Origin of the sequence: Acidiphilium sp. 20-67-58, from assembly GCF_002255515.1 — a bacterium.
In the GTDB taxonomy this organism is placed as follows: domain Bacteria; phylum Pseudomonadota; class Alphaproteobacteria; order Acetobacterales; family Acetobacteraceae; genus Acidiphilium.
Genome location: NZ_NCAS01000053.1, coordinates 1 through 15,529, shown reverse-complemented (window position 1 = coordinate 15,529; position 15,529 = coordinate 1). Strand labels below are relative to the sequence as shown.

Here is a 15,529-nt window from a genome sequence, read left to right as displayed (position 1 = left end):
GCTGCGAGCCGAGCAGAAGGCAGGGCAGATCACTGGCCAGGCTGACAGCCAGACGGGTGAGCAGGCGCGGGGTTACTGGCAGCGGGCCGCTGAGAGCGGCGCGGAAATCCGGCGGGCGGAACGAGCCGAACAGCCCGAGCAGGAGCGGCAGGCACGGCGTGCAACGGCAGGGCGGTAAATCATGAGGATCTGCCAACTAAAAGCCCGCTTCTATCCCGGCCAGCGACAATCTGTCCTCCGAGGCCTATCCGGCGATCCACGCGGTGCGTCAGGCCATATCCATAGATGAAATGCCGGACCACGACAGGCTAAAAGGACTTTTTTCGGATAGAGGATGGCGTTCGGTCATTGCGGACACTTCCAGCCAATCGGATCGGCGCAAAAAAAATGGCGACCATTGCGGCCGCCAAGTTTAGGGAGGAAACGTCCAACGGGGCATGACCCCCGTTGGACGAGATATAGCTCAGCCAAGAGAGGCTTCAACATGAATTTTGTGCGACGCAGCATAGCTTTGGAAACGCATCTGCGGCCACAACAAGAAGGCGTTACATCGCATTGAAATCTTGGCTAAAGAACGCGCTATCTGCGGCGGACATGGGGTCTTGGAAGCCGGCATGATCCTGAGCGACGCCAAAATCAACCAGGCCAGAAAAGAAGGCATGGTGTCCGGCCTATCCGAGGCGAAGCCAAAGCCCAGGGGAAAAATGGCCGCCCGCCCACTGGGTCCGGCCGGCGCCTTCGTCGTGGTTCAGGTAGGTTACTGTCCGGACATCACCGCCTATTCCAGACATCGGCTGTCGCTATCGGCGGGTTGCCCGCCGCACACGATATAGGTGATACTGAATACCGACCGGTTTCCTGTGCACCGAGAAGCCGGCCGTCGTCAGGAAGTCAAATCTTCTGGCGCGTGCAACCAACATGGATGCAGGATCTGATTGGCCTCTCAGAAGTTACACCTGGAGTTCGCCGAATGAACCAGACAGTCCCCCAGATTGATCCCGAGCTCGAGGCCGAGCGCAGGCTTCTCGAGGCCGCCATCGCCGAGGCGCGTGCCGATCCTCGTCCAGGTGTGCCGCATGAACAGGTGCGCGCCGATCTCCTGCGTGAGATCGAACGGCTGAACCGGAAGATCTCCGGTCACTGAGCGTGCGGGTCGAATGGCATCCGCTCGCCTTGGCGGACCGCGATTCCATCGTCACCTATCTCGAGCCTCTGAACCCCCATGCGGCAGCGAATCTCTTGCGCTCTTTGGTCCTCGCCGGCGACAGCCTGGCGCCATTTCCCAACCGGGGCCGCCTCGGCCTGGTTGCCGGCACCCGCGAACTGGTGGCCGTGTGGCCGTATCTGATCGTCTACGAGATCGACATGAACGCCGATTTGGTTCGAATCCTCCGCATCTGGCATGGTGCACGGGACCGCAGTGAGGCATTACCGTGAGATCGATACGGCCCCTTCAGGGCCGTCTTGGGGGTTCGTATAACATCCCCCCGGATTTCTCATTTTGATACAAACGACAGCCAATCAGACCTATTTCACCCAAGGTTTTCCTTGTGTTTAGCTCCCCGGAATGTTGGCTCCCCGCTGATCTGGCCGTTGTCAGCGTTCTCTTTTTGTGCCCACCACCGTTGACCTTGCGTTTACGGCTTGCAGGCCGTGCCGCACCTGGCGTCGGTTCGTTGCCTCATCGGTTTCGTGATCGCCGCCAGTCGCTCGCTCCAAGTATTCGCGCCGCCATGGCCCGCTTCTGGCGGGGTGCTTTGACAGTCTCTGTAGCGGGGTTACTCTGGGGTTCGCCGGCGGCCTGTGCGGCGACTATGTGACGACTTCCCCGGGACTTCCGGCGAAATTCCATAATGCGGAATTCTGGTGCGTTCATGAATTTTACGGACTGGGAAGGCACACTAAGCTGGATTACCCGTCATCTCATAGGCCCTGGTAATGGCAGTCCCCAGATACCAGTCCCAAAAAGCGCGTTCTTTTTCCCGGTTGGTGGCTTCGGCCCAGGGTAATCCACCAGCCTCCGCTGCGGCTGCAAGCATGCTCGGCTCAAAGCTTTCCGGATCAAGATCCTCGTCATCGACATCGGCGTTTTCGTCCGGAACGCCTTGGAAGAGAGCCGTGGTGATGGTGTTGGCCGCCGCATGGCCGACAAACAATGCCATCTCCTGACCTTTTGCGTAGATACGGTTCTCAACGATATCTACATATAACGAGTCTCGGGTTTTTTCAGCCAGGATCGGATCCGAACGCCCGAAGGCGATATCAAGAGCAATTCGCAGCATCGAAGCCGGCGAGTCATCAGAGGGAAACACCGCGTGCCAAAGCGGCATTACGCGCTGGACCGTGAGAATATCCAGCAGAACAAGTCGGCGATGACCGATGTCGCACCCGTGTTTGGTTTCGACATCAGGGTACATCGCGCGCCAGATTGCACGTCTCCTGGGCAGGCTGACACGGCCGCTTGCTTCCAGCTCATGCCGGGCAATGTCAATGCTGTGTGCAAGCGTAAGAGAATTCGTCAATTGATGCCTCGCAATCGCTATTCATTATTTCGGCCCTGAGATCGCTCCATCAACTCCAAACTTCCATGTTCCGTCCGGATCGGTGACTGTCTGGCCAGAAGTAACGAAACGCCATAGGCTGTAGCATAAGCGGACAAAGTGGGAACGTTGACTGGTTGGGATCGAGGTTTTCTGCGGGTTTGAGCGGAGAGCGCGGTTCTGAGGCCGGGATCGCGCGATGACGGAAAACACACGTTTTTCGTACACTTTCGTTTGAGGGCGGCGACCGCGAGTTCTGCGAAGAGTTTGGGGGCGCGCTGATAGAGCACGGTCCTGTCATCGCGACATGCCGTGTGACCGAGGGCACAGGCCAGCCACGATTTTCCGACCCCTGTCGGCGCTGCTACGCCGGTACGCCAAGGCGAAAAGCTTCAGGACAAAATCGAAGCCCAACTCGCCGCCATCAAGCGCAAACCACGTCTCGTGCAATCATTCTTCAAAGCACCAACTGGCGCCTATATTACCGACTGCTGAGTGATGTCGGTGGGTTCGCGCGAAGTTGCAATGCCGCATCGGGGATGTTGCCATGCGCTGGACGCATGTTGGCCGGGCTGGTGTGTCGCCTTTCGGGTCAGGGCGGGAGGGTGCGGTATCCCGGTCTGGCCGCGCGCAGCAGCAGGATGGCGAAGGGGCTGGTGGCGAGGAGCACCAGCGCGATCACATGGATGACCGGCATCAGCGCGGCGGTGGCGCCGAACGTGTAGCCCAGCGCCGAGACCCGCAGGGCCATCGCGCCATAGAACGCCGTCAGCCCCAGCTGCGCCGCGCCGGTCACCGAGAACAGCACCGCGTTCAGCCGCGGCCGCAGGCGGCGCTGCCGGATCTGGTAGATCGGCACGACCAGGGCCGGCAGGACGAGCACGGACCAGGCGCCGATGGTCACCAGCATGGCGAAATCGTCGATGCTCGTCGCGGTCCGGATCGCCAGCATGGGCACCAGCGCCAGCCAGACGATGACCGCGCAAAGCGGCCAGGCCAGGATGGCCGCCCTGTCGCGGGGGGAGCGGGCGCGTTCCTCGGGCGATGGGACGGTGTCCGTCGCATGGCGTCGCGCGCCGCGCCAGATATAGGGCAGCAGGGCCGTCGACAGGAGCGCCATCGGCCCCGAGAGGAACAGGAAGTTGACTGCGCCATGCGGGAAGACGGCGAGGTCGAGGAGCCCGAGCGCCAGCAGCGGCAGATGCGCCAGCAGCAGCATCCGCACCAGCGGCAGCCAGAGTGTGACCTGCTGCGAGACATACGCATAGGACTGCCCGAGGGCGGCGCCGATCATGAAGGTCGGGATCACGAACATGGTGCCGTGGAGTTCGCCGTGGACGAAGGGGGCAAAGATCGCGGCCTGCCCGGCGGCGTGCGCGAGCGCCTGGCCGATCATGCCGGCGAGCAGCGCGCCGTCGGAGATGGTGACGAATCCGAACGCGCTCTCCGGTCTGAAGCCACGCGAGGGCCGGGCCCGTCCTGCCTGCGCGGTCTTGCCGGATGGCGGCTGCGGACGAGGTCGGTTCACCGCCGCGTTGCCCGGCTCTTGCTGGAGACGCCCATCTGGATGCCCAGAAGTCCGCCGCCCGGTCCCCGAGCCGCGTGCCCCCGGGGCGAGAGAAGCCGCGCCGCCCAGTTCCGCATCGCGCCGGCCTCGTGCCAGGCCGCGATGAAGGGTTCGGCCGGGTGCTGCCAGTTGTCCCGCGCGAAATAGCCACCGACGACCGGCACGCCGACGAAGCTCGCCGGCGCATTGACCATCGCCGTGGTGCCCAGTTTCAACGCGAGGCGATGCGCCTCGTTGCTGGCGTCCGCCGCCCGTTTCGCCAGCCGGCCTGCATCGGCGCGGATCGTGGTGGCCTTGTCCGCCCGCTTGGCCACGCGCCAGGCGGGCAGGCCCGCATTGTCGGTCTCGAGCCGTTCCGCCTTGGCCAGCCGGGTCGTCTGCTTCGCCGTGAAGCCGGCGGCCTCGCTGCCCGCCGCCTCGATTTCATCGAGCGCCTGCGGGGCGTTCCGCAGGTCCCGCAGCGTCGCCATCCCGCCGATCGGCAGGTCCGGCAGGGCCAGCACCAGTGCCAGCAGCGACAGCGTCTCCGCCGCCGGGCTGTGGCCCCACTTGTGGGCCTCGGTCTTGCCGTCGACGATCGCGCCGAGCAGGGAGCCGGTTCCGGCCAGGCTTCCGGTACTTGCCGCGAGAACGCCGATTTCCGCCTCGCCCACGCCGGGCACGAACAGCAGCAGCGCCGCCGCGAGCAGGCCGAGCAGGTCGAACGCCATGCCGACCGCGTGCTCGCCGGTTTCGCTGCCGAGGAAGCGGGCGAGCGCCTGTCCCAGCGCCATCTCGCCCTGGGCGCGGGCGATCGCGGCCTCGCCCTCCATCGTCATCGCCCGTTCGAACACGTTCTCGATCCGCTGCATCAATCCGGGCGTCGGCGCCGGCGGGTGCGGCGGCATCCATCGCGCGATCATCGAATGGCCGAGCCCGTCGGCGTCGAGCACCGGCTGGCGCAGCACCATGCAGGTCTGACCGTCGGAAAAGAGGATTCCGGTCTCGCGGCCGACGGTCGCATCCGCGAAGCGGGACAGGTGGACCGACGCCTCGGCCTGGCCGAAATAGGGGCCCCAGCTCATCTGGTATGCGCGTCCAGCCATCACCGCCTCCTGCTGTTCGGGCGAGGTTACCGGCGGCGATGCGGTCCAGTAAATCGTGCCGCCGGGCATGACCGGGCGCCGGGCCGGGCGGCGCGCATGACCGGGGGCCGGCGCTCTGCTGCGAGGCCGGCGGGGAGGGCGCGGGGATGGTCAGCGACCGGGCGGGGACCGGGTGCGCGGCGGCGGGACATAGCCGGACGGGCGGCCCTGCGGGTGGAACTGGCCCGGAGATGATGGCGGCGCCGGGAACAGGACGGCCCAGGCTTCCGTGTGCGACCTGTGACGTGCGCGCGAGGCGGCCTGCGCCGGGGTGGGGATGTCCGGCCCGCGCCGTCGCGGCGGGCGCGCGTGCAGCAGGCGGAGCGATTCGGGCAGGCGCAGGCCGAGATCGAGGCTGGAAACGACCGGGCTTTGACATTTGCAGGTCATTCAGGCGCATCGACAAGCAGATACTAAATTTTGGTGGTATCACTGAAAGGGCGTTGGCCAATGTTTTCGATTAGACGAAGCAGGTAGCCATCCGGGTCCATGACCAGAAGCTGTCGCTGGCCGAATTCAACCGTGTTGGCTCGATACCACGCCTCCTCAGGCTCCTTGAATAGCGGACATCCCGCTTTTGCCAGTCGGTCTAGTATCGGCCGGAGGGTCGGTGTCTTGATCTGGAAATTGATGCCACGACCAAGTGGTGCTTCGAGCGGCCCCGTCACCCATTGGTCGTCTGCCGTGTTGCGCTGCTCAAGCATTACCTGAGCACCGTCAAGGTCCAAGTATGCGAAGCCGGTTTCCGGCCGGTCGAATGCTACGGAGAAGCCGATCAGATTGCACCAAAAACGCAGGCTCACCTCCAAGTCCGAAACCACCAGTTCCGGAACCAGCCTCGCCGAGTTTGCCATTCCAATAAGCCCTTTAACCCCTATCCGACCGCTGTAATTACAGCTGCCCGCTGCTGCTACCCCCCCAAGTTCGCCACGCTCGTGCGAAATTCCTGATTTTCGTGCAGACTCAGCGCATTTGGGGGAAACCAGACCTACGCGTCTTGCTGTCCTCGTGCGGCTAATTGATCGAGGGCTGACCCCTCAAGCACATAATAAATCTTGTCAAACCCGTTTGCGCCCAGCCCGTCATAGAGCGACCGCGCTGCCACGTTTTCTCTTGAGGTGGACCATTCGATCCTAGTGCTTCCTGCGGCCTTCGCCGCCTGTGCAATCCCAGCCATCAACTTCTGTGCGACGCCACGGCGGCGTGCAGCGTGGCCGACATAAACCTGCTGGACGTAAGTGAATGTGAGCAGGCCGGCGACGGGGTAGAGAGAGGTGAACGTGGCAAAGCCGAGAAGTCGAACATCGTCGTGGGCTACGATGATGTCCACCTGCCGGGCACGGCGAAGCACGTCCTCAGCGACTACCAGATCAGAACTGATAGTGGCTCCGTAGAAACCAGCCATCTCGATCATCAAGTCGGCTAGGGCCTGAGCATCTTTCTCGTCAAAGCGACGTATGCGGACCACCATTCACCCTTTCCCGACACAACCTGCTGCTACGCTACATGGCCGACTTTTCTACCACCGCATACAAGGATCAGAAATGCACCATCACCGTGCCAGCGCCAAGCGCTGGCGCAGTAGTGTAGAGGTGTCGCAGGTCTCGGGATTTTCACGACGATTGATGGGGAGAAACATGAAATCTTCAGATAGGGCTGCGGTGCTGGATGAACTCGCCTCTTTGATCGCAGGCATCCCGTCAGCCGGGCCCATTCGGGTCGCGATTGACGGACGGACGGCATCAGGGAAAACAACGCTGGCGGATGAACTGGCCGAAGCTCTCGGCAAGACAGGAAGGGCGGTTATTCGGACTTCAATCGACGGATTCCACCGGCCCAAGGTAGAACGCTATGCGCGTGGTCGTCACTCCGCAGAAGGCTACTATTACGACGCGCGCGATCTTCCGGCTATCAACGCACTTTTGCTTTCCCCCTTGGGGCCGGGCGGCGATCGGCGGTATCGCACGGCGTCATTCGATCTCGACAATGACCAGCCTATAAAGCAGGAGCCACAAGTTGCGTCGGCCGATGCCATATTGATCGTAGATGGCACTTTTCTCCAGCGGCCCGAACTACGCGACGACTGGGATTTGGCGATTTTCGTAGAAACCTCGGAGCAGCTTTCCGAACAGCGCGGTATTGATCGGGACGCCGGGCGTTTAGGTGGGGCAGATGCCACACGTCAGCTCTATGCGGTTCGATATAAGCCAGCCTTCGATATTTACGAAAGTATGTGCGCGCCGGCTTCTACTGCCGATGCAGTCTTCAACAATGACGACTTCGCCAGCCCGGTCCTGAAAGTCCGCACCGGCGGCAGGCTGTCGCACAAATCCTAAGTTACGCGACAGTCAGAATTGACTTATTTCGGTCGCCCGACACCGGTCGAGCGATCTCGGAAGCCGATGCAGCTTGCAAAAGCGGCACGACCCGCGCTCGCAGCCATTCGAGTGCCGGGTCGCGGTCATTCTGCATCGACCACACCAGGGCCACTGAAGGCAGGCGAAGATCGAGCGGAATTTCCGTAACCGTAAGGCCGAAAAGCGGCGCATAGCGAGCCGCCATCCGCGTCGGCAACGTGGCGATCACCGGCGCCTCGGCCGCTGCTGCCAGCACGGTGAGAAAATCCGATGCCGCCAACACCACGTTCAGCGTCTCCTCGGCCCGCGCCAAGGCTTCGGACAGGCAGCCCTGGATGTCGTCCTTCAATGTCATCAGCGCATGCGGATGCGCGATGTAGTCGGCCCTCGACAAGGGCAGCCGCAGCTGCACGAAATCCGGATTGAAACAGCAGGCCAGCGACTGCTCGAACAGCGGCGTTCCACAATGCCGTTCCAGCCCGTACTCGAAACAGCCGATGGCGAGGTCAAGTTCACCGCTATCCAGCATGCGATGCGCATCGCTCCGTGCCACCGAGCGCGTCAGCAGGCTGATGCCTGGCGCATGCGCCTGTAGATCGGCGGTCAGATTGGGCAGCAGCAAAATCTCCAGCTCCGACGAAAATCCGAGGCGCACGATTCGCGTTTCCGATTGCGGTTCGAAGGGCTTGCCCTCTGTCAGCGTGCTCTGGATCTGCAGCAGCAATTCGCGCAGTCGCGGCGCCAGCGCGATGGCCTTGGCAGTCGGGTTCATCGTCGTGCCGACCCGAACCAGCACCTCGTCGTCGAGGAGCAGCCGCAGCGTGGACAGCGCGTGGCTCATCGCCGGTTGCCCGAGTTTCAGCCGCTGCGCCGCCCGCGTCACGCTGCGTTCGGTCATCAGCGCGTCGAAGGCGACCAGCAGGTTAAGGTCGAAAGAGCGAAGATTGAAATGGTCGATTGACCGCATGACTTGAATCGATTTGCATGATGATCGGGCGGACCATAGCTCTCCGTCCATGACGCAGCAATCCTCGAACAATGTGGAAATCCCGCTCTCCTTCCGGGTCGGCGATGCGCTGGTGACCCGGATTCCCGAACTCCGCTGGACGAATGCCGATCCGGCCCGGCTATATCCCGATCTCGACCCTGCGGCTCTCGGCACCCATGGCGGTCAGCTCACGGCCGGTTCCTTCAATCCGGACACCGGCACGCTCGCTCAGGGCACGCATTCCTGGCTGGTGCGGCATGCCGGACGGGTCATTCTGATCGACACGGCCACCGGCAACGGCAAGCCACGGCCCCGCGCCCCGGTGTTGGACCATCTCGACACGCCCTATCTGGCCCGCCTCGCTGCAGCTGGAGTGATGCCGGACCAAGTCGATCTCGTCCTGCTGACGCATATCCATGCCGACCATGTCGGCTGGAACACGGTGCTGCGGGATAACATCTGGCAACCGCTCTTTACCCGTGCGCGGCACGTCTATTCCGAGATGGAGGCGCGCTACGCTGCGGCATTGGACGGTTTCGCACCCGCGCCCGACCTACCCCCGGAAGCGTTCGGCCGCCCCGATCACCCGCCCATGCCGCAGGTCTATACCGACAGCCTGAAACCTGTGATCGATGCCGGTCTGGGCCAGGCCATCGCCATCGACGGCCGGGAGATCGCGGATGGTCTCTCCTTCCATCCCGCACCCGGCCACAGCATCGACCACGCCACCATCCGCCTCCACTCGTGCGGCGAGGAGGCATGGTTCGTCGCCGACCTCATGCATCATCCGCTGCAGGCCTACCGGCCCGATCTACGGTCGGTCTACTGCGAGTTTCCTGGCAAGGCCGAGCAGTCCCGCCGCTGCATGCTGGCTCACGCCGCCGAAACCGGTGCGCTGTGCCTTACCGCCCATTTTGCCGAAAGCGGTGCCGGCCGCGTCACGCAAAACGGCTCCGGCTTCGCCTGGCATTTCGTCAACCCCACGGAAGTTTCCGCATCATGAGTGACCTCACCATCGAAAACCAGCTCATCCCGAGCGAGACACCAGGCATTTCCCTCCATCTTCGCCGCAAGTGCCGCGCCGACATTGCCGCTTTCGGGGCCGATCGCACCCTGCTGCTCATGCACGGCGCGACGCTTCCGGCCGAAACCCTGTATGACGTGCCGGTCGGCGAGGGTGCCTTCATGGACGTGCTGGCGGAAGCAGGCTTCGATGTCTGGGCGCTGAATGTGCGCGGCTTTGGCGGCTCGACCCGCCCTGCGGGCATGGAGGGCGCGCCCGACGCCGCCCCGCCGCAAGTCTCCACGGCGGTGGCGGTGTGCGACCTCGCCGCCGCCGTCGATCACATCCGCGCTGCGCAGGATCTCGGTCAGATCACCCTCATCGGCATGTCCTGGGGCGGCACGGTCACGGCGGCCTACAGCGCCGCCCATCCCGCCAATGTCGCGAAGCTCGTGCTCATCGCTCCACAGTGGCTGAGCGACGGGCCGCCGCGCATCGATCCAGGCGGCCCGGTGCCGGCCTATCGCCGCTTCGATGTCCACGCCTTCCGCGATCGCTGGCTCGAAAGCGTGCCGCAAGAACTGCGGGAGGAGATCCTGCCCGGCGCCTGGTTCGCCGCCTGGGCCGACATCATCCTCGCGAGCGACCCGGCGGCCCGGGACGGCATGATCCGGGCCCCTGCCGGCGTCATCCAGGACGTGCGCGACTACTGGTCCGCCGGAAAGCCCTTCTATGAACCCGAAGCGATCACCGCCCCCGTGCTGCTGCTACACGGCGAATGGGATCTGGATGTGCCGCAGCCGCGCATGTCGGCCTTTTTCCAGCGCCTCACCGGTGCCCGCTACCGGCGCTGGATCGAGATCGGCGAAGCCACCCATATGATGGTGATGGAACGCAACCGGTGGCAGATCCTGAGCGAAATCCTGCTTTTCCTGCGTAGCCAACATGGATAGCTCCCCACGACCGGCCTGCTATCGCCCTCAAATTCGCCTTGAGGCGAATGACCGTTTCAGGCCGACTGCCAGCTTTCCAACCTACAAGCGCATTGTCGCATAACTTGTAAAGCTCGCGACAGCCGGCATCCCTCGCGGCCGACCTGGACTTTTCTTGTCGCGGATCTTTGTCGCAAAGCTTCGCATACTTACGACAAAGATCCGCGACAGCCAGTGACCGGGTTGGGGGATTTCTGCCTGTCGGCTTACGGCTTGCGAAAGCGGATATCGGACGTTCTCTTTGTGGCGAGGCTGGGCCGAAAACTGCCGGTCCACTCTTGGGTGTTGGGCTCAGGAAAGTAGACATCTCCTCGACCACCAGCAGCTTGCTGTCGTTGACTCTGACCAGTCAGTCAGTAATTTCCAGTACCGTCTCCATAGCCTCCACCATAGCGAGGTATTCGTTGACTCGCGCGTCGCTCACATCGCTGTCTCCGCCGTGGGCAGCGAGGTTCCGAAGAGCGTAGAGCCCCCGAAGCGACTTCGCTTGATTGTCGGTTATCACACCGCGCTTCACGGCCGCCTGGACGAGTGCGGCATCTCCCTTCCCGACATGGGTTTCATCGGTCTCCCCGACTTTTTTGCGAAGCGCTTTTTCAAGTTGAGCCCAAGCGCCGACGATCCTCGCCGCGTTAGGAGATTGATCCTCAGCCGCTAGTGTGGGCAGAATAAAAGTAAGCTTCTCGGTCTGAGTCAGACGTGGCTCTGTAGGCGCCTTTCGTAGCCCTGCCCACACTTCGGCGGCTGCCCGGTCCCACTTCCCTGTGACCCCATCCTTCCCGATCTTCAGTTCTGATATCGACGCGATCAGTTCTTTGATTTGATTTCGGAATAATAGGATTGCAACGACCACCACAGTCGGCCAGGCCATTGATTTCACGATCGACGCGATAAATTCAGCCCAGCTCATCGGTGTTTCGTGCCCTTTGGTCGATATGTCTTGTAGCCAATTCGATCCGAGTCGGTTTTAGCATTTATGCGCTGATCGATAGCACTTTGCTAATACCTATCACTCTGTCGATGATCTACGCATGGCTCCGGGTATCTCGGGTCGTAACCTTCGTCAGCCGGCATTTGGTCAATCTAAGTTTGATTGGGATGGGCCGACTGCCGACGGTCCGGTTCCGATCAGTGTAGGGCGCAAGCTGCCATTCTATTGACGCTGGGAGAGCGACTTGTAGTAGACTCGGGGCGCGCCCGGAGTCGGCTCGAAGGTGAAGCAGTTGCAGTAGTCGGCGATTGCCTGCATGACGCCGAGCAGGGAAGATGCAGAGAATGCCGCCGTCTGGCCGGTGCCCCAATGGCTTAGGAAGTTGCTTACAATCGTCACCATGTTGGTGTTGAGGCCCGCTTCCTGCGCCGCGTCGAGGACTAGGCAGTTGGCCGCCTTGTGCAGTTTAACAGCAGCCTCGATCGCCTTCAGAAATTCGCTCGAGAGCTGCTTGTCATCGTTGAAAGCGATGTCCACCGGAACCGGAATCCGGAGCTTGCTGATGAGATCACTCAACCGATATTCCAGATATTGCCTCACGCCCTCCTTGGCGAAGTCAACCTGGCCGGCCTGCAGCATCGAAATCGTTAGGTCCCGCACCTTGTTGACCGCCCCAGCCTGCGGAAGGACGGCGATCTGGGGTGATCCTTCCAGCCGTTGATGCCACCACGTCCCCGAGTTGCTGTGCTTGTTGAAAAGTTTCTCTAGCATCGTGTCGTGGCTCAAGAGAATCACCTGTGGGCCGGACGCCTTCCCCGGCCGCGCAAATGTCGTTCTGATGAGTTCGACAAGGAAGTGCTGATGCCCGGCGTCAAAGCTCGACGTCACATCGTCGAGAACAACGAATTTCGGGAGCCCGCCATAGAGCGATGCTGCTGCCAGATATAGCGATATCGCGAAGGCGTTGCGGAAGCTCTCGGACAGAAGCGCCTGGGGCGATACGTTCGTCAGTCCGTAGAATTGGGCAAGCCCGATACGGAGTTCCTCGCTGCCAGCTTTTTTGGAGACGGTCGGCTCGACACCATGAAACGACATCTTCTTAAAGTAATCCTTGAACACCGGCTCGACGGCGGTCAGTCGTGCCTCGCTCATGCCGGCCTCCGCCGTCGCAAAAGCCTTTGATGCCCTGCCGAGGAAAGTTCGGATCCGGTCTACACAGGCATCTCGCGCGGTTGCGTCTGCCAGCACTTTCCGGGACTGTTCGAGCTTCCGCCAGTTTTCCTGCAGGCGCCGCGCTGTCTCCACTTTCTTCGTTACCTCAACCGAGGATGGCGGTAGCTCCTTTTCGAGCTGGGTCTGCTCGGCCGCCAGCGTGCCAGAAAGCCCCTCCGCGCGCGTACGCAGTGTATCCAGCCACTGAACCAAAGCATCGGCATCGGCCTTGGAGATCGCGCCGACGCCGGCGCGGGTCTGGTGCGCGGCGAGTAGGCGCTTCTCGGGTACCGGTTCGAGCTCGGCTTCAAGCTGCAGTAGCTCTGTCCAACCAGCCTCGTTCCACTCCGCCGCCAACGCGGTGGTTGTCTGGTCCAAGATCTCAAACTCAGAGAGCTTGGCGGCGAGGTGATCCCGCAGGCTATGGGTGCCTTTCCCGTCGCAGAGCGGGCAAAGATACGAGTCCTCCCACTCCGCCCTTTCCACGACCTTCGTCCCTGCCTGGTAAAGCTCAAGCATCAAGTGACCAGAAGTCTTCGCCAGTGCGGACTCGCGCTCGGCGGCGCGAGTGGCCAATTGCGGGGCGCGCTCCCGGGTTGGAGCTTCATGGTTCATTTTGGCGATATTTTCGCGCTCTCGAATGCAAGCACCGAGGCGTTCGCGCTTCGGACCGCCTTCGGCATCCTTGATAGCGTCGATGCAAACGTCGATGTCGATGGAGTCGTACGCCTTGTCCTCGCACTGCGGCTTCAGAGGTGTGATCTGGACCAGGGCCTCATGGCACTTGTCCTTCGCGGCGGCCGTATCCAGCTGCCCGAGCGGCGTCCCCACAAGTAATTCATAATCTTTGGCGATGGCCGCCGACAATTCGGCTCCGGTCCTCTCCTCCCGGATCTTGGTCTGGGCGTGGGCCGTGATGTCGAAATGGTTGTTAAACGCGCGTGTATTCGCCAAACCTGCCAGCGCTTGGCGAAGATCGCTGTAGGCAGAGAGTCCAAGGAGACCGGAAAAGGTGCGGCCACGAGCGAGCGGTGGCGCGGTGATAAATTTCTGAAATGTCGGGCCGTCGAGTAATACGAACTCTCGATTGAGCGCGGTCAGTATCGCGTTGGCGTCCCACGGCGCGGTGGCGCTGACAGTGCGCAGGCCGGTTGGGCTGCGGACGACGGTGATCTCGCACTTTTCCGCGCCGGGCTCGGCTACCAGACGGAGCTTGATCGTCGCCTGACCGGTCGAGTGAAAGCGGTTTTGGTAATAGTCTCTGTCGCGTTCGACGGCTGGGAGTTCATCCAGCCAAGGGAGTTTGCCGGTGATTGCATAACGCACCGCGTCGTAGACGGAGGTCTTGCCGACGCCGTTGACGGCCGACACGCTATTGACCTTGGCAGGCTTGAACTTGAGTTCAAGTGGCCGGTCTTCATTGTTCACGCCCCGGAAGCCCTCGATCAAAACGCCCTCGAGAAGCCATCCGGTCACCGTCGGCGATTGCGCGACCGCCGGTTGTGCCGTGGCGGGCACGTTTGCTGTGGGTACGGCTGCCTGCCTGTCGGTCGCGTCGTCATCAGTTACAGCCGGTGACGTGTTGCAGATCTCGAATAATCGATCCCAGATTTCCTCGTGCTTGTAATTACCATCTACCAGCGCCAAAAGGCGGCCGCGCATTTCGGGACCAAGCGCGGCGTCGAGCTCTTTAACGTATACCCCGAATATCGATAGATTATCGCTGAGACTAGCATTCTCATCGAATGCAAACGCTGTTCCCTCTGCAGCCATAGCAATACCCCCATGCCCGCTGAGTTTGCAGTGGAGTAGTCGCGAGATGCAAGTGTTCGTTCATCAGCGGTCACGGCGGACAGAGCTGCAGGGCACCGATATCGGTGTGAAACTGGATCATGCCCACATCTGCAAAGGGCGCCAATCGCCGCTAAAGATCAAGAACATTGACATGATAAGAATGTCCGCTCCCGAGAAGCCGAGCTAGGGCTCAGAATGACCATGAAGGGCGCAGAGCCGTTGCGGGCCAGGGCCGGCGAATGACCGGTTTTGGGGTTCCCGTTGCGGCCTCCCCATGGCCCGGTAGGGTCGATTCCAGATATAGCGCCTACTGGATAACCTGGTGAGAGGGACTGACGTTATTCACAGACACGGCCGATGGTTTGGCGGCTGACCTGATATGTCCGTGCGAGGGATGAGACTGATGCGCCGGAGCCACGCGCTTCCCTGACAGCGGCCTTTTGATCATCTGTTAAAGATGCAGGCCGCCCGATCGCCTTGCCGTTCGCTCTGGCTCGCTGGACCCCAGCTTGCGTGCGTTCAATCAGCAGGTCTCGCTCGAACTCAGCCACGGCGGCGATCACCTGCATGGTCATGCGGCCGGCTGAGCTGGTGAGATCGACACCGCCCAAGGCCAAACAATGAAGCCGTACCCCGAGGCTCGCCAGGGCATCAACGGTAGCCCGCACGTCGAGCGCGCTGCGGCCGAGCCGGTCGAGTTTTGTGACAATGAGCACGTCACCATCTTCGAGGCGGTCGAGGAGGCGCCGGAACTCCGGCCGCTGACGAGCCGCGACGCTGCCCGAGATCGTTTCCGTGATGATCCGGTTCGGACGAATGGCGAAGCCGGCGGCCTTCGCCTCGGCGATCTGATTCTCGGCGGTCTGCTCGACCGTCGAGACACGGGCATACAAAAACACGCGCGACATAGGGCAATTACGTCCAAAAACCTGCCTGTAATATCGGACAATGCCCACAATGCCGTCAAACATAGTTTTGGGCATGCTCTCGGCGAGGTGTCCGAAACCGGTCGGTTTTGGAC

17 protein-coding genes and 1 pseudogene are annotated in these 15,529 nt (G+C 61.9%); 6 read left to right on the top strand and 12 right to left on the bottom strand.

Translation table 11 applies throughout. The annotated features are described in order from the left end of the window. A partial coding sequence (locus B7Z76_RS14700; RefSeq protein WP_291344897.1) for a hypothetical protein occupies positions 1–196 on the bottom strand: 196 nt, incomplete at its 3' end. 418 nt (positions 197–614) lie between these two features. Between B7Z76_RS14700 and B7Z76_RS14695 the strand changes: the two genes are divergently transcribed. From B7Z76_RS14695 to B7Z76_RS14685, 3 genes are all read left to right on the top strand, one after another. Next, entirely contained in the window at positions 615–833 is a 219-nt protein-coding gene (locus B7Z76_RS14695; protein WP_174501842.1) for a hypothetical protein, read from the top strand. 137 nt (positions 834–970) lie between these two features. Next, the gene (locus tag B7Z76_RS14690; RefSeq protein ID WP_162839082.1) at positions 971–1,144 is read left to right on the top strand and encodes a hypothetical protein; all 174 of its coding nucleotides are present in this window, start codon (positions 971–973) and stop codon (positions 1,142–1,144) included. 2 nt (positions 1,145–1,146) lie between these two features. After that, the gene (locus B7Z76_RS14685; RefSeq protein WP_174501841.1) at positions 1,147–1,437 is read left to right on the top strand and encodes a type II toxin-antitoxin system RelE/ParE family toxin; all 291 of its coding nucleotides are present in this window, start codon (positions 1,147–1,149) and stop codon (positions 1,435–1,437) included. Positions 1,438–1,901: 464 nt separating this feature from the next. On the opposite strand, the gene B7Z76_RS14680 is transcribed toward B7Z76_RS14685, so the two are convergent. The 7 genes and pseudogenes from B7Z76_RS14680 to B7Z76_RS14650 form a co-directional block, all read right to left on the bottom strand. Further along, positions 1,902–2,522, bottom strand: a complete 621-nt coding sequence (locus B7Z76_RS14680; RefSeq protein WP_291344891.1) for an Imm5 family immunity protein — start codon at positions 2,520–2,522, stop codon at positions 1,902–1,904. 17 nt (positions 2,523–2,539) lie between these two features. Then, positions 2,540–2,890: pseudogene (locus B7Z76_RS14675) on the bottom strand (hypothetical protein); the annotation flags it as partial. 242 nt (positions 2,891–3,132) lie between these two features. Next, entirely contained in the window at positions 3,133–4,068 is a 936-nt protein-coding gene (locus tag B7Z76_RS14670) for a hypothetical protein (RefSeq protein ID WP_174501840.1), read from the bottom strand. Beyond that, positions 4,065–5,261: a hypothetical protein gene (locus B7Z76_RS14665; protein WP_174501839.1), complete on the bottom strand. Its 1,197-nt coding sequence runs from the start codon at positions 5,259–5,261 to the stop codon at positions 4,065–4,067. Before B7Z76_RS14665 ends, B7Z76_RS14670 begins: the two co-directional genes overlap by 4 nt. An 81-nt stretch (positions 5,262–5,342) precedes the next feature. Further along, positions 5,343–5,621, bottom strand: a complete 279-nt coding sequence (locus tag B7Z76_RS14660) for a hypothetical protein (protein WP_291344888.1) — start codon at positions 5,619–5,621, stop codon at positions 5,343–5,345. Between the two features lie 23 nt (positions 5,622–5,644). Further along, complete coding sequence (locus B7Z76_RS14655) at positions 5,645–6,085, bottom strand: VOC family protein (protein ID WP_174501815.1); 441 nt, start codon at positions 6,083–6,085, stop codon at positions 5,645–5,647. Positions 6,086–6,219: 134 nt separating this feature from the next. After that, positions 6,220–6,645 carry a GNAT family N-acetyltransferase gene (locus B7Z76_RS14650; RefSeq protein ID WP_291344886.1) on the bottom strand — a complete coding sequence of 142 codons (426 nt, stop codon included), beginning with the start codon at positions 6,643–6,645 and terminating at the stop codon, positions 6,220–6,222. Between the two features lie 130 nt (positions 6,646–6,775). Here B7Z76_RS14650 and B7Z76_RS14645 point away from each other — a divergent pair, with 130 nt between their 5' ends. Then, positions 6,776–7,567 (top strand): hypothetical protein, encoded by a 792-nt coding sequence (locus B7Z76_RS14645; RefSeq protein ID WP_201712558.1) that lies wholly within the window; start codon positions 6,776–6,778, stop codon positions 7,565–7,567. Position 7,568: 1 nt separating this feature from the next. Here B7Z76_RS14645 and B7Z76_RS14640 read toward each other — a convergent pair whose 3' ends face one another. After that, positions 7,569–8,555 (bottom strand): LysR family transcriptional regulator, encoded by a 987-nt coding sequence (locus tag B7Z76_RS14640; RefSeq protein ID WP_174501818.1) that lies wholly within the window; start codon positions 8,553–8,555, stop codon positions 7,569–7,571. 49 nt (positions 8,556–8,604) lie between these two features. On the opposite strand from B7Z76_RS14640, the gene B7Z76_RS14635 reads away from it, so the two are divergent. Both B7Z76_RS14635 and B7Z76_RS14630 read left to right on the top strand, forming a co-directional pair. After that, positions 8,605–9,579, top strand: a complete 975-nt coding sequence (locus tag B7Z76_RS14635; protein WP_174501819.1) for an MBL fold metallo-hydrolase — start codon at positions 8,605–8,607, stop codon at positions 9,577–9,579. After that, entirely contained in the window at positions 9,576–10,532 is a 957-nt protein-coding gene (locus B7Z76_RS14630) for an alpha/beta hydrolase (RefSeq protein WP_291344881.1), read from the top strand. Before B7Z76_RS14635 ends, B7Z76_RS14630 begins: the two co-directional genes overlap by 4 nt. Before the next feature lie 388 nt (positions 10,533–10,920). Here the strand turns inward: B7Z76_RS14630 and B7Z76_RS14625 are convergent, their stop codons facing one another. From B7Z76_RS14625 to B7Z76_RS14615, 3 genes are all read right to left on the bottom strand, one after another. Beyond that, a complete protein-coding gene (locus tag B7Z76_RS14625) occupies positions 10,921–11,481 on the bottom strand; it encodes a hypothetical protein (RefSeq protein WP_291344879.1) in 561 nt (186 codons plus the stop codon). A gap of 243 nt (positions 11,482–11,724) precedes the next feature. Further along, on the bottom strand, positions 11,725–14,487 hold the full coding sequence (locus B7Z76_RS14620; RefSeq protein ID WP_291344877.1) for an AAA family ATPase: 2,763 nt from the start codon (positions 14,485–14,487) through the stop codon (positions 11,725–11,727). Positions 14,488–14,846: 359 nt separating this feature from the next. Beyond that, positions 14,847–15,529: recombinase family protein (locus B7Z76_RS14615; protein ID WP_291344875.1), on the bottom strand; the 683-nt coding region annotated here is incomplete at its 5' end.